Raw genomic sequence first — 22745 nt, forward strand, 5'->3', positions numbered from 1 at the left:
AGCGCGAGCCAAGGTTTTTCCCGGTCTCGCGCCTACCTTTTCCGGATTACTTCCGCCGATTTTTCGTAAATCGCGTAAATGTAATGATGGCCGCAATCATCATGGCGATGAAGCCGAGGTTGCTCGCCCAATCCTTGGTCATCCCCAGCAACATGCAAAGGTTGGTCACAAGGCTGTTCGTCAGCAGCGCGATCAGAATCAAAAAGATCGGCCTCCATAAGTTGTACCCTCTCATCCAACACTCTCCTTTTTTCGGTTTAGACAGCGCTTTCATATCGGAACAATTCTATTACCCCTACTTTATCATAAAGCCCCGGCGAAATATATTTTCAAGTGACAGGTTCTATTTGCAGTAGAGAGGCGACTTCACGGTAGATAAGCGCGTGCTTCTCCTCAAGCTCCAGCGCCCCGTCGACCACACGCATGTTTTCCTTTTGGGCCAGCTCCCGGAACGTTTCCGCAACGGCGCGGACATTTTGCAGATTTCCCATCAAGGGGCTCCGTCCGTCGATGCGCTGCCGGTTTCTTTCATAACTCACATCCGGGGGCGTATTTAAAAAAACGGCCAGGTCCGGCGCCGGAATCGAGCGGTACAGCATACGAACGACAGCCTCATCGACCCAGAAACTTCTGTACACGATATCGTCGTACCAGTATCTGTCCACGACCAAATGAACGCCTGCCTCTATCAGCGGCTTCAGACATTCGTGGTAGACCTGCAGGCACCCGCCGGCAAACACGGACGTGACGGCCAGGGCGTTTCCGGCATTTTGCAGCGTTTCCGTATATACAAAATCATGCATTAACGGAAAGCGGTTGCTCCAATCGATGCACAGTCTGGTAAAAACCGCGTCGAACGGCTTGAGTTCTTCCACTTTTTGCCGGGCCCGTTCTCCATAATCCTCCGCTTCAAACTGCAGACTGGCGCATTTCATCCCGTTCCGTTCCAGCTTTTCCTGCAAGAGCGTAAGCTGCGTGCTTTTTCCGGCCCCGTCGAGCCCGCTGATGCTTATGATTTTTCCTCTCATCGCATAGCCCTCCTTCAGATGATTGTTCAGCAACGGATTAATATCCACTATAACCGTTACTACGGGCCGGACTCTGTAAAGATTCATACAGTTGGCATAAAACCACAAGGTTCCCTCAGAATTGCAGTTCTTATTATGAACAAACCCCCTCAACGGCGTGTTGAGGGGGCTTCTACTTAGCTTTCTTTACGTTTCCTCCGCAAAATAGACGGAAATGCCTTTGTCGGCGCAGTACTTTTCGTATTCCTCCGGAATCCCCTGCGAGGTGATGATCGCGTCCAGCTTGTCCAGCGGCGAATAGGTCAGCAGCGTGGAACGGCCGAATTTGGAAGCGTCGGCCAGCAGGTAAACCTGCTTCGCCTTCTCGGCCACCCGCTTCTTGATCTCGTATTCCATCACGTCGGAGTTTGTCAAGCCGCTGGCAACGGAAACCCCGGTCGCGGCCATAAACGCCTTGTTGATATTGTATTTGTCCAGCAGGAACAGTTCATCGCTGCCGACAAAAGACTTCGTATCCCGCTTATAGATATTCCCCAGAACGAGCAGGGATACATTCTCCAAGTGGGAAGCGGCGTTAATGACATCCAGGCTGGTGGTCATAATCGTCAGTTTGCCCGTACGCGGCAAATATTCGACGATACTCCGGGTCGTGGTTCCGGAATCGATGAAAATCAGCTCATTGCTTTCCACGAATTGCGCCGCTCTCTTCGCGATGGCCCGTTTCACCGCTTGATTGGTAATATCTCTGCTTTCAAAAGGGATCAGTTCCTGGGACAGCGAAGTTACGCCTCCGTATACTTTTTGGATGGTTCCCTTCTCCAGCAAAACCTGAATGTCCCGGCGGATCGTATTCTTCGACACATTGAAATGTTCGCACAATTCATCCAGCGATGTCGTTCCCAGAGCATGAATATGCTCCTCCAGTTCCTGCAAACGTCTCTCCCTCATCCGATTCTACTCCGTTCCTTCAATAAGTCATCTCTCAAAAAATATAACGCATAACCAAAAATTTATCAATAAATCGGCAAAATTTACAATAAATAAACAAATATATGATTAAAAATCAATCATTTTAAGTCTTCCACGCCGGGTTCAACCGGGACAACTTCCGTTATCAGCCGCTGAGACCGTAGTTAGCTTTGTCCTTGACATATCCGGTAACGGAGCCTTTATAATCATAAGGCTAAATGAAAGGAGATTTTCAGCATGTGGTTTATGTTTGCTTTACTCACTGCGTTCGCTTGGGGCGGCGCGGATCTGTTCTATAAAAAAGGCAGCGACAGCCATGACCGGTTCAGCCATATTAAAATCGTCATCATGGTCGGCCTGGTAATGGGAATTCACGGCACAGCTTACCTGCTGATCAAAGGGCTGCGGTTCGATCCCGCCGACATGATCCGGTATTTGCCGGTGTCCGCGCTGTATATCCTGTCGATGGCGATCGGCTATTTTGGCCTCAGATACATTGAGCTGTCGATTTCCTCGCCGGTGCAAAACTCTTCCGGCGCGGTCACGGCCATTTTGCTGTACCTGTTTTTCCCCCATGACCTCGGCGTCTTTGAAGTGATGGGCGTAGCGATCATTACCTGCGGCGTGGTTAGCCTGGCCGTATTGGAAAAAAGGGCGGAACGCCAAGCCCTCCAGGCCAGCTTCGCGAAGGTCGATGTCAAATACCAAATCGGCGTGATGGCGATTACGTTCCCGATTCTTTATTGTATCCTCGACGGTCTCGGCACCTTTGCCGACGGGATTTATCTGGACGAGCTCAAGCTGATCGGCGAAGACGCCGCCCTGCTCGCCTATGAGTTTACCTTTTTCATTTGCGCCGCGATCGCCTGCGTTTATCTTGTTTTTGTGAAGAAGCAGCGGTTTAATCTTTTCCGCGAGCGCGTCAAAGGGTACGCCGCCATCTTCGAAACGACCGGCCAGTTCTTCTACGTGTTCGCCATGTCCGGCAACGCCATCATCTCGGCGCCGCTGATCGCTTCTTACAGCATTTTTTCCGTGATTCTGTCGCGGATCTTCCTCAAAGAGCGGCTCGGCAAGCTGCAGTACGGCGTGATCGTCCTCGTGATGATCGGAATCGCTCTGTTGGGGTTGGCGGACGAATTGTAAAAAGGGGGTCCGACCTTAGCGGCAAGGGCCTTAGCGGCAATTTTTGCCGCTATTTTGCCGTTTCGGCCCTTTGCCCGAGAAATAGCGGACATTGATGTCCCTATTCCCCGGCATCGCCCGGGAAACCGGACTTTTTGCCGCCTTCGCGGGACAATAACGCCATAAAATGTCTCTATTTCGGCCGGATTGCCTGAAGCGGCAAGGATAGCGGCCTTTTTTGCCGCTATCCGGCGAACGACCCACAAAAAGAGGCCTGGCGCACATGGCACCAAGCCGTTGACGCGCGGAGGCAGGCAGGTTATAGCAGCAACGCCCGTCCCCAGCGCGCCAAACCCTGTATCAAGCAAGCTTCTGCCCGCAGTTCGGACAAAAGTTCGCGCCTTCGTTTTTCGTGCCGCAGTTTGGGCAGAAGTTGGGGCGTTTGCCGCCTTCCGGCACGGACGGGGCGGATGGCCCGGATGGTGCGGGCTGCGCATCGGATGATGCCGGCGGCGCGGGCGGGGCGGATGGAGCTGCCGGTTCCGAACCCTTTCCGGCCGCAGACGGCGCCGCGGTTTCCCCATGATTCCCGGCTGCCGGCTTTGAACTCGGATTCCCCGTTTGGTTCTGATGCTGATTCTGGTTCTGACTTTGGCTCTGGTTTTGGTTCATATTTTTCAGCATTTCGTTCGCCAGGTTCATCCCCATCATCATGCTCGCCATGTCCGCGGCGGCCCCGCCGCCCTGCACCTTGCCGGAAGCGATGCCGTCCGTCAGGCTGATCTGCTGGTATTTGGAGAGATTTCCGATCATTTCATGCGACGCCGTTTTGGTGATCATATCCTGGATTTCTTTTGGATAATTGAAGCTCATCACTTGAAAGCCCGTTATCGTAAACCCGTCGTCCAGCACCTGCATATCCAGGTCCTCGCGGATGCCTCTGGCGATGTCGGCGGCGTTGGCCTGCAGATTAAACATATCCTTGCCTTCCTGGCTAATCCACTTCATCAGCAGTTGGTCCAGCACGGACGTAATCCGCAGCTTCACATCCTCCACAAGATAGCTTGGCTTGATCCCGGCAATCTTGTCGATCAGCGTCACGTAGTCATTTACCTTGAAGTTGAACGTGCCGTTGGCGCGAATCGGCATGCCGCCCGGCAGCTGAGGCGTCGGAATGAGAACCGGATTTTGCGTTCCCCATTTCACGGTGAATTCCTTCGTATTGACGAAAAGCACCTCGACCCGCATGCCGCTGTTGAAGCCGAACTTAAACCCTTTTAACGTCGACAAAAAAGGAACGATATCCGATTCGATATTAAATTCCCCTTCATCCTTAAAGATCCCTTCGATCTTGCCGTTGTTGATGAAAATAGCGTCCTGGCCGGAGCGGATGATCAGTTTGCTTCCTTTTTTGATCTCGCGGTTGCTCCACTTCCAGAAAATCATGTCGTCTCTGAACTCTTCCCATTCCACTACGTTCGCAAATTGGTTTCTAAAGAATCCCATCGTTGTCCCTCGTCCCTTTCGTTAAAATGATCCCCGGCTGCCGCTGTGCGAATGCCCGCCGCCGGTCCGTCCGCCTCCGCCTCCGCCGCTGGAACTGCTGCTCTTCTGGATTTTCCGTTTCGTGACCGTCGTGCGGATGAACCGGTCCTGCCGCTGCAGAACGCCTGAAGTTCCGGCGTCCTCATAGGTTCTGCCGCTCACCGTCACCCGTCCGCCGGAGCGGTAAGCCATGATGCCGACAGCAATGCCGCCGATCGCCAAAGCTCCGCCCAATTGGAACCAGAGGTTGAACAAAATATTGTCCGGGTTGACGCCAGGCTCGTATCCCATGTACCGGTTTGCCGTTTTTATATATTGCTCGAAGGCCTGGCGATAATCGCCTTCCGTCAAATCGGGCGTGATTTTGTTCCTAATCTTATCCAACCTCGCATCATCGAGGTATTGCTCGGCTTTATAAAATCCGGCCAAATAAATGTCGCGATTTCGCATGTCCAGCGTTAGGATAACGGCATTGCCGAAAGGCTTATCGTAACCCGGTGCCTGTTCGTCGTAAAAATCCTCGGTCATTTTGACGACGTCCTCATTTTCCGGATTATCGGTCGTGATGATCATAATATCGGTCTCGCGTTCGGCCCCGTATTCGTTGGCCATGGTGTTCAGCTCATCGTAATCGGCTTGGCTCAGCAGATGGGCGTCGTCATAAATTAAAGTTTTAGGCTCCGCTGCCGCTGCGGCCCTTATGGCCGGTGCAGGCACCATGAGGCAGAAGGCGGTCAGCAAGCAGACCGTTATAAGCCAAAAGCGCTTTTTCATAGGAATCCGCCTCCCATCATCCATGCCACGATTTTTAACGACAGGAAGGAGATTCCGAAAATCCCGGCAAACCACGCCGCCACCTTTGCTTTGCTGATCGGCGGCTTGCCGACCACCTTGCCTGTCTGGCCGTTCATAGCGAAAGTGTACTGCTTCCGGTTATAGTCGTAATACACCATCCAGACCGGCAGCAGCACGTAATCCGCCCGTTTTACCGTCGTATCGATTTGTTTGTCCGTATAGCTTACCGTGGCATACCCGGAAACCGTTGAAGATATATAAGAGTCGATATAAGGCCGCGTTTTCTCTTGGGCACGGGGGGTGAGCTCCGCATCGGTGTAGCTGTATTTTTCGGCAATGTATCCGGCAAGATAAGGCGTCTTGAAGGCTTTGAGCTGTTCGTAAGGAAAAGGCTCCAGCTTATCCATCAGCTCATCGTTCATTTTCGCCGAAGCGTCGATCGGCAGCCGGACATAATCAAGGCGGATTTTCCGGTAAATCTCGAAATGGTCCGTTTCCGTATATTGATATTCGCCGCGCGTGTAGCTTCTCACCTTCGTCCCGTGGCCTTGGACCTCGATCCGGTTATGTAAATCATACAACCAGAACGGCACGTAGATCCCCGTAATGCCCTGGATGCGGTCCGCGGTCATGAAGCCTCTCGGCGTGAGCAGTCCTTTTCCGCACCATTTCTTAAATGCGGCCATCGCTTCTTCCTTGCTGATCGTAAAAGGAATCACCTGCGCCGGAGCCAGTTTGCCCGTCAGGCGATCGCTCAGCACCACGGCGGAGCCGCAGAAGCTGCAGGTCGTCGCGCTGGTCTCCGGCTCGGTGACGATCACGGCACCACAGCTTTCGCAGTGGTACTCCCTCACCTCATCTTCCGTGAACACCTGCTGCTTCAGCGGATCGGGGATTTGCTCGATCTCGTCCTTTCTGCCGCAGCTCGGACAGGCCAGCGTCCCGGTCTCGCTGTCAAACGTCATGCCGCTGCCGCAGTTCGGACATTTGTATTCAATCACCGGCATTGGCGTCTTTTCCTTTCTCCAACTGCGCGATAAGTTCATCCAGATCGTCTTTCCGCGCGCCGTCCCGCAGCTCGGCAAGAGCCTCCGCTTCATTCAAGGCGCGGTCGGCCTGCTCTTCCGCCGCGCGAAATGCGGCTTCCACCCCGCCGGCGGATGCGCCCGCATGGGTCTGTTGCAGCCGCCCCGCTTCCGCGAGTTTGGCTTTTAGCGCGGTGCGCCGCGCTTCCAGCTCGCTTAGATCGGCGGCCAGCTTATCCTGCATCTGCTTCATTTGGGCGGCGTTGGCGGCGGATTGCTCATAAGCGGCTTGCAATTCGCCGAGCCGCTCCGCCTGCTGCGCTTTTTGCTCCAGAAACTTAAGCGCCCGCTCCTCGTCGCCCGACTCTGCGGCCTTTTCCGCATACCGCTGCAGCTTCCGGACCTCCGCGCCGCATTCGTCAAGCGCCCGCTTCGCCCGGCTCTCTTCCGCCTGCACCGAAGCCGTCTCCGCCTTCACCTGTCCCAAATCGCGATTCATTTGGCGCATGTATTCATCCATCGTTTTCTCCGGGTCCTCCGCCCGTTCCAGCAAACTGCCGATATTTGCCCGCATCACATCCCGAAACCTCGCCAAGATTCCCATGCCCTGTTCCTCCTTCGCTCGATCTATATGTACTATAATACATGAAAAGCGGGCCATTGGTTTCAAAGTGGTCAACGGGAAAAAATGTCCAAAACAAAAAAAGACGCCTCCCTCGCGGGATTTATCCTGATTTGCGCCGGGAAGCAGCGTTTTGTTAAAGTATTAAATCGCCGACTAACGAACAGGGGATATGCCAATTCCAACGAACTGCAAAAGTACAGGCGAATTTCGTCGAAATCCCCCGAAACAGGCGGTTCAAATGCAAAAGTGCAGGCTATTTTCGCCATTTTGATCAAATTCGCTGCTAACCTCCATTTTCAAATGCACATTTGCATCTCATCGCTCTCATAGCCCGAATTCAGCCTACTTCAACTGCACTTTTGCACTTGATTCAGTCACGCTGGCGTTTTTCCATCCAAAACTGAGAGGAATATGCGAAGGATCGATCTAATCAGCCCATGAGAGCTCGTTTTATGCAATTCGTCTAGCACCTATTCTTCCTTGGCCCCACGCTTAATACTATTCTATGAAACTAATAAGCAGCGCCTCTGCCCGCGCCTCATTCCCGCCAGAGAGCCATACTTTGATCGCAGGATCGGTATCCCCGGATTTCCCCAAAGTCGCTTTCAGCTCCGCCCATTTCCCTTCTTCATACCGGTTAATGACCTGATTTCCATCGGAGCGAATATGTCTGATGAAAATTTTCGTCGAGGCATCCACTTGAATATGGGCATCCCCCACTTCCACTTCTTCTTCCTTTTCCGCTTCCGCCGGCGCAGCCGTGAGCATAACCTTAGAGTTCGGGCTTACCGTGATCCCTTCCGTTCCCACGCCCGCCAGTTTCCCGAACAGATCTGCCTTAGCCTCATCCCGTCCCGCCAGGATTTCCGCATTCTCATCAACGTACTCAACCTCCGAATCGGTAAACGGCAATAACCCCGGATCGCCCCAAGCGACGGCCGCGAATCCGCAAATTCCCATAAGCAAATAAGCGCCTGCCATAGCCCTCAGCAGCGCGTTTCCGGAGCGTGTCATCTTACGCAGTTGCACAACAAGACCTATACCGATGATCCCTCCTGTCACATTAAGCAAAATATCATCGATATCGCTGCTGCCCAAGGCCAGGATATACTGAATGACTTCCAACGAAAAAGAGATAGCCAGCAGCCAGAGGACCTGAAGCCGCAAAGGTTTCCGCCCTGCCATAAAAGCCGCGAACATCCCCAACGGAATAAAAATGGCGATGTTTCCGCCGATATTCGCGAGCACCCTGTCGAATTCAATGGCGTCACTCGTGAAATATTCCATAATCGTTCGAAAAGGAATCACATTCAAGCTTCTAAATGGTAAAAAATTGCCCCGAAGCATCGCCGACAAAGGGATGGTTTTGAACAATATGATTTTGAGCATGAATACGGTGTAAACCGTAAACATCAAGTAAAATACGCCAAGCAGGATCCTGCCTGCGCTTCCCGTTTCACCCAGTCCAGCATGCAGTTTTCTCTCCCCTTGGGACTCCATGCGCCATCACACCTTTCGGAAATTCATTTACTAGCAAAAAAACGTTTACTTGGGCCAATCAGTTACACTTGTTCATTTTCCCCTTCTTTCATGAGCCGAAGCACCGAGTACTTCGGCTCTTTCCAATATCTATGGACGCCGCTCTAACGGACACCAGCGACCTTATCCGCCTATTTCCCGGGTATTTCCCAGCCTAACGGACACACATGACCCTATTTCGCTCTAAACCCGTTCATCCAGGCCGATTTGAGGTAAATAAGGTCGTCTGTGTCCGTTACATTTTGCAAACCTCCGTTTTTCCGCAGATAACGCCTCTGGTGTCCCTTAGCCTCCAGGTTCCTCTTCTCCTCCCCCTTTCTACCTGCACATCATCCTCTACCCCGCCGGAAAATTTATAAATTTTAGTATCTCAAAAAAAAGCCCGGAAGGCCGAAAGCCTCCCGGACATCATAAAACCGTTTAAAACGTAATACTGCTCCCTCTCAATTACTCCATCCTTGCGTCTTTCTCGAAAATCGGCACCATCCGCCGCTTCCCTTTTCTAAACACCGCCAGCTCGGTATACCCCAGCTCTACCGCGTCGGCCAAAGCGCTATCCAGTAACGTTCCAATGTCGTCCGGAAAGTGGGCGTCCGAGGATAACGTCAGCGGAACCTGATATTCGGCCAACACGGACAGAAACAAGGGGCTGGGGCAGCTTTCCGCAATGGGATACCGGTAAGCCAGGCCGGTATTAATCTCGGTAATGACCCCGCTCTGCACCATGATCTCGGCAATTTGCCGGTAATACGGCAGCAGTTCCTTCTCGTTGGCCGGGCGGAAGCCGAAGACCTTCAGGTTGTCCGGGTGGGCGATAATATGAAATAAACCCGACTCACAGGCTTGTCTTAACAATTCGTAATAGGCCGCATAAGTTTGCACGGGATCTCTCCCGTCAAATCCAGCCTTTGCCTCGGGATTGTCAAAGCCCCAGCCATCCAGGAAATGTACCGATCCAATGACGTAATCCCAATCGTACTGCGCCAGCAATGCGCCAAGCTCCGCTTCGCCGCCGGGGAAGAAATCCGCCTCAATGCCAAGCGCCAGATCCGGCCTTGTTTTCTTCGCTTCCGTGACAAATTCCACGAAATCCGCAAGCGACGCGACGCAAACCTGATCAAGCCACGTATGCTGCAGCTTTCCGACAGGGCTGTCATCCAGCAGCATGTGTTTTTCATAGTAAGGCCGGCATTCCCGAAAACGGTATAAATGATCCACGACTCCAAACTCTTGAATGCCCCGCTCACGCCCCGTGGTTAAATAGCGGTCCAGCCATTCCTCACTGTAGCATCCCTGCCGCATTCTGCGAGACAACAGCTGCGCCATTTCCTCCGCATACGGAAGCGCATGATGGCCCAGCGCCCGATCCGGCTTCGGTTCCGTCGAAGACAACCCTTGCAAAGTGCGCGATAACCAGCGTAACGAATACGGGCCTTCCTCCAAATGAAAATGCAAATCAACCTTCACCCGCCATATCCCCCTTGTCTAATCCCATTTCACCATGGCCTCGGAAGGCTTAATCCCCAAATAATGGCACATTAACGGGGCCAGTAGCAACTGCGATAACCCCCGCGCGTCATCAAGCATGGAAGCAGGGATCGGCAGCTCGCCAAAAACATAAAGCGGGACATTCCGTTCCTCCGGCTCCGTTCCCCCATGCTGTCCCATCGCATTCATCCCATGGTCCGACGTGACGATGACCTGATATCCCTGCGATTTCCATAGCGGAACCAACGTGGCCAGCATCCCGTCAACCGCACGCACGGCGCCTTCATATTGCTTGCTTTCCCCGCCGTGCTTGTGGCCCATATCGTCGATGTTCATCGAGTGGATATATAAAAAATGCGGATCATGCGCCAAACGCAAATGCTCGGCATCGCTAAACAGATGGCTGTCCGGATAGTGATCCTCGTAATAAAAAATACCGTGTTGGACCGGTTTGCTCTCATCATGCTGATGACGGTCCGTAACAGGATTGAACGGAGCGCTGTTATACAACTCGCTAACCCAATGATACGCAGCAGCCGCCGTCCTTAAGCCCGCCCCCACCGCGAGCTGAAACACGCTCCGCTCATGGCTTAGCCGGGCGATATGATTCGCCGTGATGCCGTTTTTCGCGGCCGGGGTACCGGTCAGCAACACTTCATAGAGCGGACGCGACAGGCTGGGCAGCTGCGATTGAACCTGATAACAGGCGGCCTCCCCTTGCTCCACCAAATGCTCTATGTAACCCAAATACTTGCGGGCGGCATCATATCTTAATCCGTCCAAAACAACGACAACGAGCTTAGCTTCCGTGCCGTTCATCCTGTTCTCCCCCTTCATTTTGCTTCGATCCACTGGATATGATTGCTCCGGAGCGTCTGCACCCATTCCTTCGGCACAGCCGCGTCGCTAACGATCGCGTGAACTTTGTCCAGCGGGGCAATCTCCACAAAAGCTTCTTTATCCAGCTTGGATTCATCGGCCAATACAATCGTCCGGTAAGCCGCCTCGATCATTCGCCGTGACATCCCCGTTTCGTTGATATCGTAATCACTGATGCCCCGTTCCAAGGAAATCCCCCCGATAGAGATAAAAGCCTTGTCGACCCGGAATTGCGACATGACGCTTTCGCCGATCGTTCCCGACATCGACTGCTGCTCCGGGTTTAGTTCCCCGCCGATTACGAAAATTTTTCCGGAAAACCTCCCGCTAGTGAGCGACTCCATTAAATGATAGGCCACGGCCAGCGAGTTCGTCAGAATCGTCAACCGTTCCCGCCCGGCAATGGCTTTGGCCAGCTCCAGCGTCGTCGTGCCGATGTCGATCGCGATCGTGTCGCCGGATTCGATCAACTCGGCGGCCGCGCGGCCGATCCGTTCTTTTTCCTCCGCCTTCACCTTCTGGCGCTGCAGATAAGGGGGCTCGAAGCTCGTCAGTTTGGGGAGCAACGCGCCGCCGTAGACTCTTTTGGCCAGACCTTCTTTTTCCAATAAAATCAGATCACGGCGAACGGTTTCCTCCGAAACGGTAAACAACTGCGATAATTCCGGCACCTTCACCTGACCCTCTTGCTTCAATTGCTCCATGATCACGCGTTTGCGTTCCTCGGATGAAATCGACAAATCCTTAAGCCCCTTCCTTCTCAAGTTGCAGCAGCTGCGAATGGTCCAAAGCCAGGTTTACCGGGCTATTGTCGCCGAGCCGCGGAGAACGGCCGTCATTCAGCGCGTCGACCGTCAGCCTGATGCCTGCGGCATCGATGGCATAACGGATCACGTTGCCCAAAATAGACGCCGAATGAACGGTCCCCTCCACGATCTGTTTGCCCGCATCTGCTTGTTCGTCCGCCCGGTCTTTGCTTGCCAGGACCAGCGATTCCGGCCGAATGGCAAAGCTCTCCGCCTCACTATCGACGGTCCCGAACAGCCGCAACACCTCGGCGCGGGACAGCACATTGTAGCTGCCCATGAACCGGGCGACAAACTCCGTTTTCGGCGTGGAATACAGTTCCTCCGGCGTACCCTGCTGCACGATGCTTCCTTTATTCATCAAACATACCCGATCGGATAGGGTTAAGGCCTCTTCCTGATCATGGGTCACAAAGATCGTGGTTATGTTGAATTTTTTCTGGATCTCGCGGATTTCGGTGCGCAGGTTTTTGCGGATTTTTGCGTCGAGTGCGCTCAGCGGTTCATCCAAGAGCAGAACCTTGGGCTGTACGGCCAGGGAACGGGCGAGCGCCACGCGCTGCTGCTGCCCTCCCGACAGATGCTGGGGATACGCATCCCGTTTGTCCGCCATATCGATGAGTTCCAGCAATTCCTCGGCTCTTTGGCGTCTGGCCTCCTTGGAGGCTCCTCGCATTTTCATCCCGTACCCGATATTTTCACTAACCGTCATGTTGGGAAACAGGGCATAAGATTGAAACACCATGCCGATCTCCCGGCTGCGCGGGGGCAAGTTGACGATATCCTTATCGTCCAGCCAAATCTGCCCGTCATTTAGCTCTGTCAGACCGGCGATGCAGCGCAGCAGCGTGCTTTTTCCACAGCCGGAAGGCCCCAGCAGGGTGACAAGCTCCCCCTCGCGGATATCCAAATTCACCTGGTTCAGCACCGTCATATCTCCGAATTGCTTGCGGATGCCTGCCAGCTTCAAATAAGGTTTCATTCCGAGATCCCCCTGTTCACTTTGTTGCCGAGCTTCATCAGAACCATGGACAGCGCCAGAATAAACAGAAAGTAGGAAATCGCGATCGCGCTGGCCAAATGCCCGCTTTCATTCATCCTGCGGGACAAATACACCTGAATGGTCTGAATATGTCCCCCCACCAGCATGTTCGTTACGACGAATTCGCCAAACAGGACAGAGAAGGACAATAAAGTCGAGGTCATCACCCCGGGCCAGATATTCGGCAAAATTACGCCGACAAAAGCCTTGATCCGGCTGGCGCCCAGCATCTCCGCCGCATTCAGCAGTTCCACCGCCGAAACGGTCAGCAGGCTGTTGCGGATGCCCTGATACATATACGGCAAAATGACGATGAAATACGCGCCGATCAAAATATAGGCGGTGCCGGAAATGTTAAGCGGACCGGAGGAATAAGCGCGAATCAGTCCTACGGCGGCGACGACGCCGGGCACAGCGTAAGGGAGTACGACGATCCCTTTCATGAAGCTTTCCAGCCGCGGCAAATAAACCGTAATGATAAACACGGCCGGCAGCATAACCGCAAGGCTGAGCGCCACGCTGATCAGGCATAAATAGAAAGATTTCCACAGCGCATCCAGAAATCGCGTATCCTGAAACATCTCGCCGAACCATTCCAGCGTCCAGCTCTCCGGCAGGATAGTGGCCTGCCATTCCTTGGCGAACGCATAAATCAGCGTGGCCAGCAAAGGAAGGAGCAAGTAGACCATCAGCAACAGCATGAGCGAACGATGCCCCCAACCGGCTTTCCTGCTTGGAGCCTCCATCACAATTCCTCCTTCAAGGCCGAGGATTTCAGCTTGGGCCATTTCCGCGAGCTGCGGGCTTTTGGCGTAACGAAGCCGGATTGAAACCGGTTTGAGCGCTGGGTCATCTTATGATTCAAAAAGACCGCCAGCAGAGTCGATAACGCCATAATCACCGCGAGCGCATTACCCAGCTGCGGTTCGTTCACTACGTCGCCCGAGACCAGGTTGCCGATCCGCACGGCGAGCAAATTGAAATTGCTTCCGACCAGGGCATAAGCCGTCGCGTACGCCCCCATGCTGTTGGCGAACAAAATCCCCAGCGTCCCGAATACGGCCGGTATAAGCACCGGGATGCCGATCGTCCGCCAAAACTGCCACGTACTGGCGCCGAGGAGCGCCGCCGCCTCCTTCCACTGCTCGCGAATCCCGTAAAAGGAAGGGTACAGCAGCAATAAAGCAAGGGGGACCTGAAAATAAACATAAACCAGCACAAGTCCCGACCAGCTGTATAAATTAAAACCGTCGAACACGCTCCAGCCCCACTGCTTAAAGAGCAAGGTAAATACCCCGTTGCTGCCCAGCAGAATAATATAAGCGAAGGCCAGCGGAACGCCGGCAAAATTCGAGGTCATATTGGACAACATGATCAAACGATCCCGCATCTTGGGCGCGAATCGCGTCACGGAATAAGCGCAAATCAGCCCCACGGCAACCCCGATCACGCTGGAAAACACCGAAATCAGCAGACTGTTCTTGATCGCTTTGAGATAATAATCGCTTTGCAGAATTCTGGCATAATAATCGAACGTAATACCTGAGCCGTCCCCTTGGCTAATGCTTCCCGTCAGCATCGACAGGATGGGGACCAGTTGGAACAGGGCGATCATCACGGCAAAAGGAACCAGTCCGAGCAAAAACCAGCGATTTTTACGCTTCACGCCTCTCCCTCCCCTACTTGAATAACCCCACAAACTTACAAATTCTATAAGGGGCGCCATTCGTACAGGACGATGGCGCTCCACCTAGGACTTCAATCGTTTGAACTCGGATTAGTTCATGTGCACAAGCACGCGCTCCTGCCACAGCTGAGGAAGCTGCTTCGCCGTTTCTTCCCAAGCCTTGTAATCGCTGACCGGCTTAACGTTGGCATAGGCTTCGGCAGGCAGCAGCTTGGCCGCCACATCCTCGGGCAGCTGAACGCTTTCGCGGATCGGTCTGGCGTACCCTTTTGCCAGGTTGATTTGACCTTCATCGCTCAAAATATACTCGCGTGCCAGTTTGGCGGCATTCGGATGCGGCGCGTATTTGTTGATGATCGTGGCGTAACCGCTGACGACGCTGCCTTCCTTGGGAATGGCGACGTTGAACTTATCCACGCCGCCCAGTTGATCTCTATAGTTCAGCGCGTTGAAGTCCCAGAACAGGGTCACTTGCACTTCGCCCTTCTCGATGTTGGCCAGCGAAGCCTCGGCATTGGACAGGCGTCCCTTTTTGGCCAGATCTTCAAAATAAGCGATCCCCGGCTCGATGTTCGTTTCATCGCCGCCGTAAGCCATTGCGGCCGCCAACACGGCCATTTGCGCTTGCGCCGCTTTCGTGACGTCGCCAACGATGATTTTATAGTCGCCGTTCTTCAGATCTTCCCAGCTTTGCGGCGCCTGCTTCACCAAATCCGTGTTGGTGAAGATCGCGATCGATCCCGTATAGCCTACGACCCAGTGCCCGTCCTTATCCTTGGCCCAATCCGGAATCTCATCCCAATACGAGGTTTTGTAGGGTTGAGTTACCCCTTTATCCACTGCTACCGGCCCAAAGGCGATGCCCACGTCACCGATATCCGCGGTCGGCTTGTCCTTCTCGGCCTCGAATTTGTTGATTTCATCGGCGCTCGACATATCCGTGTCCGTATGCTGCAGTGAATACTTGGTTAGCAAGTCTGCCCACGTATCTTTCCAGTTCGCCCATGAATCCGGCATACCGACGCTGACGACGGAGCCTTCTTCCTTCGCCTTCTTCTCCAGATCAGCCAATGAGATTTCCTCGGCCGGAGCTCCGGCGCCAGCATTGGCACCTGCATTGGCGGCGGCATTTCCGCTTGTGTTTGAGCTTCCCTCTTTACCGCCGCCGGCTTCACAAGCTGCAAGCATCAAAACAAACAAGGACAGAACAAGGCCAAACGCCAGTCGCTTCTTTAACCATGATTTCATGTTTTCTTCGCACTCCCTGTGGATTATTGTGGGTTTAATATGTATTTCTGTTGGTTTCAACCCAATTAGAGTATAGGTAGGGACTGTTTGCGCTGGATTAAAAGAGTTGTTTAAGTTTATTAAAATCGTAGACATGGCGGAAATGGGCACTGACGAATGAATAGTTGCAAAACGTACAACTAGATTTCAACAAAACAGCGGGTTAACACGTTTTAATTGCATTTCCTGCAACTACACCCCAGCATTTGCACCAGCCCTATGAATAGGGCAGATTTAATTGCATGATTTACATTTAAAAAGCGCCTCACCCCGTTTTCCGATGAGTAACTGTATCTTTTACAACTATTCAACGGCGCACCCCCAGACAGAGCAGAATCGGAGAAGTTCAAGAAAAACGCCTGACGGTGTTCTTTAATGGCTCTGACTTCTACTATGGAGCGATTGGAGGCTCTTCCTAAACTTTGGACCCTACTCTAACGGACACCAGCGACCTTATCCGCCCATTTCCCGGGTATTTCCCAGCCTAACGGACACACATGACCCTAATTTCGCTCTAAACCCGTTCATCCAGGCCGATTTGAGGTAAATAAGGTCGTCTGTGTCCGTTACATTTTGCAATCCTCCGTTTTTCCTCAAATAACGGCTCTGGTGTCCCTTAGCCCCCTCCAGGTCCTCTTCTCCTCCCCTCTTTACCTGCGCATCGCCCTCTACTATAAATTAGAAAAACCGCCAGGGAAGATCACCCTGACGGTCCTTTTAGACTTTCTGATCCTAGCTTACAACCCGCTCGATATGAATGGTCAAATACAGCATCTCTTCATTCGTCAGCTCACGATGATAGGTTTTGCGGATGTAGACCTTGATTCGCTCCACGCAGGCGAAGGCCTCCCTGTACTGTTCCTTGACCATCCCAAACAGGGCGTTGTCCGTACTGGTGATGTCGGTCCCGTTGATCAGCCGCTGGGCAAAAAATTTCAGATGCGTAATGAAGCGGAAATAAGCCAATGACTCCTCGTCGTATTCGATGCCGAAATGCTTGCGGACGATGCTCAGAACATCATGCATCACTTTGGTGATATCGACCATATTGCCCATGTTCTCATTAAGCTCGGCATTCACCAGATGGAGAGCGATTTGCGCCGCTTCATCCTCGGGGAGCACGACGCCGAGATCCTGGCGCAACATTTTCAGCGCCTCAAGTCCGACCTCGAACTCTTCCTTATAAAAACGCTTGACCTCCCACAAGAGCGGATTTTTAATGTCCATGCCCTTGAAGGCGCGCTTGATGGCAAAACTGATGTGGTCCGTAAGCGTAACGTAAATGCTGTCATGCAGGATTTTGCCCAGGTGCAGCTTGGCATATTGGATGATCTTCTCGGATGCTTCCATATGCTCCATCGGAATCTCGGCCAGTAGGGTCTGGAGCTTCTCGGACAATCCCTTGTTGTCCAAAGTGAACATCTTTTCGATCTTGTCCTTGTCGACCTGGTCGCCGGCCTTCTTCTGGAAGGCGATTCCCTTCCCCATAATGACCGATTCCTTGCGATTTTCGTTCATGACGATGATCACATTATTGTTCAGTACTCGCTCTATTCGCATCCGAATCATCCTTTGCCTTTAGGAGGATTTCTCCGTTCGTAGCAATGATTTGCCGATACCAGTCAAAACTCTTCTTCTTCATTCTCCGTAATGTGCCCCGGCCTTCATTGTCTTTATCCACATGGATGAAGCCGTACCGCTTGTTCATCTCGCCGGTGCCCGCGCTGACGATATCGATCGGCCCCCACCAGGTGTAGCCCATGATCTCGCATCCGTCCTGGATCGCCTGATGGAGTTCGAGCAGATGCTGATTCAAATATTGCATGCGGCTGTCATCGGCGATCGTGCCGTCCGCACCGATTTCATCCTTGTCCCCGAACCCGTTCTCCACGATGAAAATCGGCTTCCGGTAGCGGTCGTAGATTTCATTGCACACATACCGCAGCCCCTTGGGATCAATGGGCCAGCCCCACGAGGTTTTGGTGAGATAGGGGTTGTCCAGGCCCATAATCCCGCCGGTGTTGCCCAGGATAGGCATCCCCGCCTTATGGGTCGTGCTGCGGTAGTAGCTGAATCCGATATAGTCGGCCGGATAGGCCCTAATCAGCTCCAAATCGCCCGGTTCGATGGCGAGCTCAATGCCATGCTCTCTGAAAATCCTCTCCGCATATCGTGGATATTCCCCGTGCAGCAGCACGTCCGAGTAGAAAAGCGAGCGGCGTCTCAGCTCATAAGTCTCGAACACATCATCCGGATGACAGGAGTTCGGATAGATGATGCTCAAGGAGAGCATGCAGCCCATGCGGGCGCCGGGGATGATCTCGCGCAGCAGCTTGGTGGCGGCGGCGCTGGCTACGAACAGATGGTGGCTCGCCTGATAAATATCCTGCAGCTTCCGCTCCGGGTTGCGCAGCTCGATCGCCCCCGCCGCCAGCGGAATCGTATGCATATGATTGATTTCGTTGAAGCCCATCCAATACTTGACCTTGTTTTTGTAGCGCTTGAAGATGACTTCGCAATACCGCGTAAAAAAAGCCACGAGCTTCCGGTCCGTCCAGCCGCCGTATTCCCGCACCAGATGGAGCGGAGTCTCAAAGTGGGAAATCGTAATGACCGGCTCGATGCCATGCTGGAGCAGTTCGTCGAACAGGTTGTCGTAGAATTGCAGACCCGCTTCGTTAGGCTGCTGTTCATCCCCATTGGGGAAAATCCGCGACCAGGCAATCGAGGTGCGCAGGCACTTGAAGCCCATTTCCGCGAACAGAGCCACGTCCTCCTTATAGCGATGATAGAAGTCGATCGCCTCATGGCTTGGATAATAGGCATTCGGATCAATCGCATCATCCAATACGCCGTTGACGATCCCATGTCTTAACGCATCGTTGATCGAGGGCCCTCTCCCGTCCTCATTCCAGGCGCCTTCGGCCTGATTGGCGGCGATGGCGCCGCCCCACAGAAAATGTTCCGGAAACGATGTTGTCGAGATCATATATTTTCCTCCGTTTCAGTTTGAGTGGTAAGGTTCACCTACAGCTGTTCACCATGGCTTGCGATGACCTGTTTGTACCAATCGAAGCTTTTCTTCTTAATGCGGCGCAGCTCCTTGGCATCCGTCTCGTCCCGGTCCACGTATACAAAGCCGTAACGCTTCTGATACCCGTTCAGCCAGCTCAGCAGGTCCGTGAATGACCAGGAGCAGTAGCCGATAACCTCCACTCCGTCCGTAATCGCATCCTGAATCGCGGAAATATGGCGGCGGAGATAATCGATGCGGTAATCGTCATGAATGATATCTCCCGGTTCCAGTTTGTCGAATTCACCAAGGCCGTTTTCGGTAATAAAAACCGGCAGCCGATAGCGGCTCGTGATTCTACGCAAACCTACCCGCAGCCCCTGGGGATCGATATCCCAGTCCCAATTGGTGGTCTCCACGTAGGGATTGGCGGTGGTTTTGTACATGCCCGGGATGCCGGTAGGCTTGGTGGAACCTTTTGCCCCGGTCGTATTTTTGTGCCCAAGCTCCAACCGCTGCTGAAGTCCGTACTGCTCGACCGTCGTGGTCCGATAATAATTGACGCCCATGAAATCGGGCTTGGCCGAGGCCAGCAGCTCGAAGTCGCCATCGTGAATCGTCGGAGCGAGTCCATTATCCTCCAGGTACGCCCAGGCGGCGGCCGGGTAGCGTCCCCACGCGTAGATGTCCATCCAGAAGTAATTGTTCAGTTCCTCGCTGTTTTCGTAAGCCAAAATGTTCGCCGGATCGGAATTAACCGGATAGTAAGGCTTGTAAGCAAAGCTGGGGCCGATCAGCCCGCCCGGCACGATCTCACGGAACGAACGAATCACGGTGGCATTCGCCAGATTGGCAATATGATTCACTTCGTACATGCGTTTACGGTCCCGCACACCCGGAGGATGCAGCCCGGTCTCATATCCGTAGCTGACAAAATAATTTTGTTCATTGAGCGACACCCAGTACTTCACCCGGTCCCCGTAGCGCTTGAAAAGAGTGACGGCATAGTTGTTAAAATCCTCGATCATCCGCCGCGATTCCCAGCCGCCGTATTCATCCATCAGCGCCTGGGGCAGGTCCCAATGATACAAGGTCAGAACCGGCTCAATCCCGTGCGCAATCAGTTCATTAATCAGGCCGTCGTAAAAAGCCAGCCCCCGTTCGTTGGCTTCCCCCCGTCCCGCCGGATAAATACGGCTCCAGGCGACGGAGAAGCGGTACGCTTTTAAGCCCTGCTCGGCCATCAGCGCAATATCTTCCTTGTAGCGATGATAGTGATCGACGGCGACATCACCGTTCGAGCCCTTGAACGTGGTCCCTTCCTGTTTCGTAAAAACATCCCATACGGAAGGCCCTTTGCCGTCGGCATCCCAGGCTCCTTCAACCTGGTAAGCCGCCGATGCCGAGCCCCATAAAAAGCCGGAAGGAAACGGCGCTTTGCTGCGATGTTCCATATGTTGAACCTCCTTAGAGTAAATTTGTCCGTAGAGCGACAGAACGTAACGGACCATAATGACCTTATTTGCCCATTTTCCGGCTATTTCCCGCTGTAACGGACTCCAGAGACCTTATCGGGCTCTCATGGCGGCCATTTCGTCGCTTTTGACCGAAATAAGGTCTCCTCGGTCCGTTAGAATTGGAAACTGTCCAAAAGCGGGTCAATAGCGTTTCTGATGTCCGTTAGCTTGCCGGAGTACATGAGCAATTAAAATATTTCCGCAGGAAACATGCACCAGAAGCATCTTAACGAAGCTCCAGCAGCGGCTCGCGGTACAGCACTTGCCGCTTGGCGGTAACCTCGACGGTATTAAATGTGTTCATATTCGTGATAATGATCGGCGTGGTCAATTCCAAGCCCGCTTCCCGGATCGCTTCAGGATCGAATTCCAGCAGCAAATCGCCTTCGCGGACCTGCTGATTTTCGGCGACTTTTACCTCGAATGGCGCTCCTTTTAATTTCACGGTGTTTAACCCTACATGGATCAGCAGCTCAAAGCCATCTTCCGCCGTGATGCCGATCGCATGCTTACTCTTGGCGATCAAGGTGATGGTGCCGGATACCGGGGCGTAAATTTTGCCTTCCTGGGGGAGGATGGCTACCCCGTCTCCCATCGCTCCGGACGAGAAGACCTGATCGGACACCTCCTGAAGCGGGATGATTTGGCCGCTGACCGGTGCGGATACGCCGGACACATCGCCTGCTGCCGCCTGCACCGCCGGGCTTGGGCTATTTTTGCTTTCTCCAGCCGCCGCCGGGCTCTTGGACTTGTCTTCATCAATCTGCTCTTCAAAGCCCAAAATGTAAGTCAGCACCGCCGTAATGACAAAAGAAACCGTAATGCCGATCAGGAAATACACGAAGGTATCCGTCGCAAAGGCGGGCAGCGTGGTCACCGCCGGGAAAACATAGGCCAATACGGTCGTATGGAACGCGCCGATGATCGCTCCGCCGATGACGCCGCCGATGATTTGCGCGATCAAAGGCCGCTTGAGCTTGACGGAGATTCCGTAAACGATCGGTTCCGTTACCCCGGCCAGGATCGACGGCATCAGCGCCGACAGGGCGTACGCCTTCAGCTTCTTGTCCTTGGCCTTGAGGAATACTCCCAACGCTGCACCGGAAGAAGCGAAGGTGGCTGCAGCGGACGGCGGCTTGATCGTATCGAAGCCGTGGAGGCTGAGATTGTTCAGCATGGCCGGGACAATTCCCCAATGCAGGCCGAACATCACAAGGAGCGTCCAGCCGCCTCCGATCAGGGCGCCCATGACCAGTCCGCTGGAGCTGCTCAGATAGTTAATACCGGAAGCAATGCCATTCCCCAGATAGACGCCTACAGGCCCGATCGCAGCGGCGGCCAATGGCACCATGATGAGCAGCGACACTAACGGTACGGCAAACATTTGGATGTTGGCCGGGATGATTTTTTTCAGATACCGTTCCATATGGGAGTAGACCCAGATCGTCAGCATGGCCGGAATCAACGTGCCGGTGTAGGACATCAATACCACCGGAATGTTGAGGAAGCGGGTGACATCCCCGATGTTCTCCATAAGTCCGGTAAAATTCGGCTCCAGCAATGCGCCCATTATGGTCAGGGACACAAACATGTTTGCCCCGAAGTAGCGGGCCGTGGAAATCGCCAGCAGCAAAGGCAGGAAATAAAACACACTGTTGCCGGCGGCGGCCAAAATTTTGTAAGTGCTGCTGTCCTGCGCCAAGATCCCCAAGGTCGTGCTGAGAATGACAAGCACCGCTTTCAGCATTCCCGCGCCGGCCAAGGCGGGTACGATCGGTGTCATGATGCCGGACATCGTGTTGAAGAAGCGGGTGATGAGGTTGCCTGTTTTTTCGCTTTTGACATCCTCTTTGGCTTCTCCCGCCGGCTTGATGTCATGGTTCGCGATAATCTCTTTGTAAACGGTATTCACATCATTTCCAATCACGACCTGAAGCTGTCCGTTCCCTTGAACCACCGTAATGACTCCATCCAGCCGCTCCAACTGCTGCTTGTCCGCCTTGCCGAAATCCTTCAGCTTGAAACGCAGCCGCGTCATGCAATGATACAGCTCAGTAACGTTCTTCTCCCCGCCCACATGCTCCACGATGCGGTCGGAGAGCTCTGTAAACTTGCCCATCGTTCATCCCCCTTAACATTCATTGTTGTCTTTAGGAGTTCCCCGGAAAACACAAAAAGACCTAAATCGTAAGAGTTCCAGGAATACACGTACGTATCCCAAGCTCTACAATTTAGGTCTTGCCTGCATCACCAGTAACAATCCCGTATTCGGTTAAGTTGTTGCATCATCAAGGTAGCATAGAACTTTTTTTATGTCAACGCTTTCTTTTTTGTTCTCTTTTTCGCCTCTTGTAAGATCGTCATAGATTGGGATA

At 53.3% G+C, this 22745-nt stretch carries 20 protein-coding genes; 1 reads left to right on the plus strand and 19 read right to left on the minus strand.

Annotation, left to right across the window (positions count from 1 at the left end; genetic code table 11):
• Positions 1-46: 46 nt before the first annotated feature.
• The 3 genes from NYE74_RS01030 to NYE74_RS01040 form a co-directional block, all read right to left on the minus strand.
• Positions 47-235, minus strand: coding sequence for a hypothetical protein (locus tag NYE74_RS01030; RefSeq protein WP_036626846.1), 189 nt, complete (start codon positions 233-235; stop codon positions 47-49).
• A 94-nt stretch (positions 236-329) separates the two neighbouring features.
• A complete protein-coding gene (locus NYE74_RS01035) occupies positions 330-1028 on the minus strand; it encodes a dTMP kinase (protein WP_036626847.1) in 699 nt (232 codons plus the stop codon).
• Positions 1029-1214: 186 nt separating this feature from the next.
• Positions 1215-1976, minus strand: a complete 762-nt coding sequence (locus NYE74_RS01040) for a DeoR/GlpR family DNA-binding transcription regulator (protein WP_036626849.1) — start codon at positions 1974-1976, stop codon at positions 1215-1217.
• Positions 1977-2234: 258 nt separating this feature from the next.
• Here NYE74_RS01040 and NYE74_RS01045 point away from each other — a divergent pair, with 258 nt between their 5' ends.
• Positions 2235-3143 carry an EamA family transporter gene (locus NYE74_RS01045; protein WP_036626850.1) on the plus strand — a complete coding sequence of 303 codons (909 nt, stop codon included), beginning with the start codon at positions 2235-2237 and terminating at the stop codon, positions 3141-3143.
• Between the two features lie 339 nt (positions 3144-3482).
• On the opposite strand, the gene NYE74_RS01050 is transcribed toward NYE74_RS01045, so the two are convergent.
• The 16 genes from NYE74_RS01050 to NYE74_RS01125 form a co-directional block, all read right to left on the minus strand.
• Positions 3483-4628, minus strand: coding sequence for an SPFH domain-containing protein (locus NYE74_RS01050; RefSeq protein WP_124333402.1), 1146 nt, complete (start codon positions 4626-4628; stop codon positions 3483-3485).
• A 21-nt stretch (positions 4629-4649) separates the two neighbouring features.
• Complete coding sequence (locus NYE74_RS01055; RefSeq protein WP_036626851.1) at positions 4650-5441, minus strand: TPM domain-containing protein; 792 nt, start codon at positions 5439-5441, stop codon at positions 4650-4652.
• A complete protein-coding gene (locus NYE74_RS01060) occupies positions 5438-6469 on the minus strand; it encodes a TFIIB-type zinc ribbon-containing protein (RefSeq protein WP_036626854.1) in 1032 nt (343 codons plus the stop codon). Before NYE74_RS01060 ends, NYE74_RS01055 begins: the two co-directional genes overlap by 4 nt.
• Entirely contained in the window at positions 6456-7091 is a 636-nt protein-coding gene (locus NYE74_RS01065; protein WP_240752303.1) for a PspA/IM30 family protein, read from the minus strand. The genes NYE74_RS01060 and NYE74_RS01065 overlap by 14 nt, the downstream gene beginning before the upstream one ends.
• A 519-nt stretch (positions 7092-7610) precedes the next feature.
• A complete protein-coding gene (locus NYE74_RS01070; protein ID WP_213509982.1) occupies positions 7611-8612 on the minus strand; it encodes a VanZ family protein in 1002 nt (333 codons plus the stop codon).
• A 486-nt stretch (positions 8613-9098) separates the two neighbouring features.
• Positions 9099-10118 carry a PHP domain-containing protein gene (locus NYE74_RS01075; RefSeq protein ID WP_124333406.1) on the minus strand — a complete coding sequence of 340 codons (1020 nt, stop codon included), beginning with the start codon at positions 10116-10118 and terminating at the stop codon, positions 9099-9101.
• 18 nt (positions 10119-10136) lie between these two features.
• The gene (locus NYE74_RS01080; RefSeq protein WP_155619751.1) at positions 10137-10958 is read right to left on the minus strand and encodes an alkaline phosphatase family protein; all 822 of its coding nucleotides are present in this window, start codon (positions 10956-10958) and stop codon (positions 10137-10139) included.
• Between the two features lie 14 nt (positions 10959-10972).
• Positions 10973-11758 carry a DeoR/GlpR family DNA-binding transcription regulator gene (locus tag NYE74_RS01085; protein WP_124333408.1) on the minus strand — a complete coding sequence of 262 codons (786 nt, stop codon included), beginning with the start codon at positions 11756-11758 and terminating at the stop codon, positions 10973-10975.
• A 4-nt stretch (positions 11759-11762) separates the two neighbouring features.
• Complete coding sequence (locus NYE74_RS01090; RefSeq protein WP_124333409.1) at positions 11763-12806, minus strand: ABC transporter ATP-binding protein; 1044 nt, start codon at positions 12804-12806, stop codon at positions 11763-11765.
• Positions 12803-13612, minus strand: coding sequence for an ABC transporter permease (locus tag NYE74_RS01095; protein WP_124333410.1), 810 nt, complete (start codon positions 13610-13612; stop codon positions 12803-12805). The genes NYE74_RS01090 and NYE74_RS01095 overlap by 4 nt, the downstream gene beginning before the upstream one ends.
• Entirely contained in the window at positions 13612-14532 is a 921-nt protein-coding gene (locus NYE74_RS01100; RefSeq protein WP_341004550.1) for an ABC transporter permease, read from the minus strand. The genes NYE74_RS01095 and NYE74_RS01100 overlap by 1 nt, the downstream gene beginning before the upstream one ends.
• Positions 14533-14643: 111 nt before the next feature.
• Positions 14644-15801: an ABC transporter substrate-binding protein gene (locus tag NYE74_RS01105; RefSeq protein WP_124333412.1), complete on the minus strand. Its 1158-nt coding sequence runs from the start codon at positions 15799-15801 to the stop codon at positions 14644-14646.
• Positions 15802-16572: 771 nt separating this feature from the next.
• Positions 16573-17400 (minus strand): BglG family transcription antiterminator LicT, encoded by an 828-nt coding sequence (licT, locus tag NYE74_RS01110; RefSeq protein ID WP_124333413.1) that lies wholly within the window; start codon positions 17398-17400, stop codon positions 16573-16575.
• On the minus strand, positions 17372-18829 hold the full coding sequence (locus NYE74_RS01115; RefSeq protein ID WP_124333414.1) for a glycoside hydrolase family 1 protein: 1458 nt from the start codon (positions 18827-18829) through the stop codon (positions 17372-17374). Before NYE74_RS01115 ends, licT begins: the two co-directional genes overlap by 29 nt.
• Positions 18830-18867: 38 nt before the next feature.
• Positions 18868-20307 carry a glycoside hydrolase family 1 protein gene (locus tag NYE74_RS01120; protein WP_124333415.1) on the minus strand — a complete coding sequence of 480 codons (1440 nt, stop codon included), beginning with the start codon at positions 20305-20307 and terminating at the stop codon, positions 18868-18870.
• 289 nt (positions 20308-20596) lie between these two features.
• Entirely contained in the window at positions 20597-22489 is a 1893-nt protein-coding gene (locus NYE74_RS01125) for a beta-glucoside-specific PTS transporter subunit IIABC (protein WP_278738497.1), read from the minus strand.
• Positions 22490-22745 lie beyond the last annotated feature (256 nt).

The organism is Paenibacillus sp. FSL P4-0127, assembly GCF_038007325.1.
Classification (GTDB): domain Bacteria; phylum Bacillota; class Bacilli; order Paenibacillales; family Paenibacillaceae; genus Fontibacillus; species Fontibacillus macerans.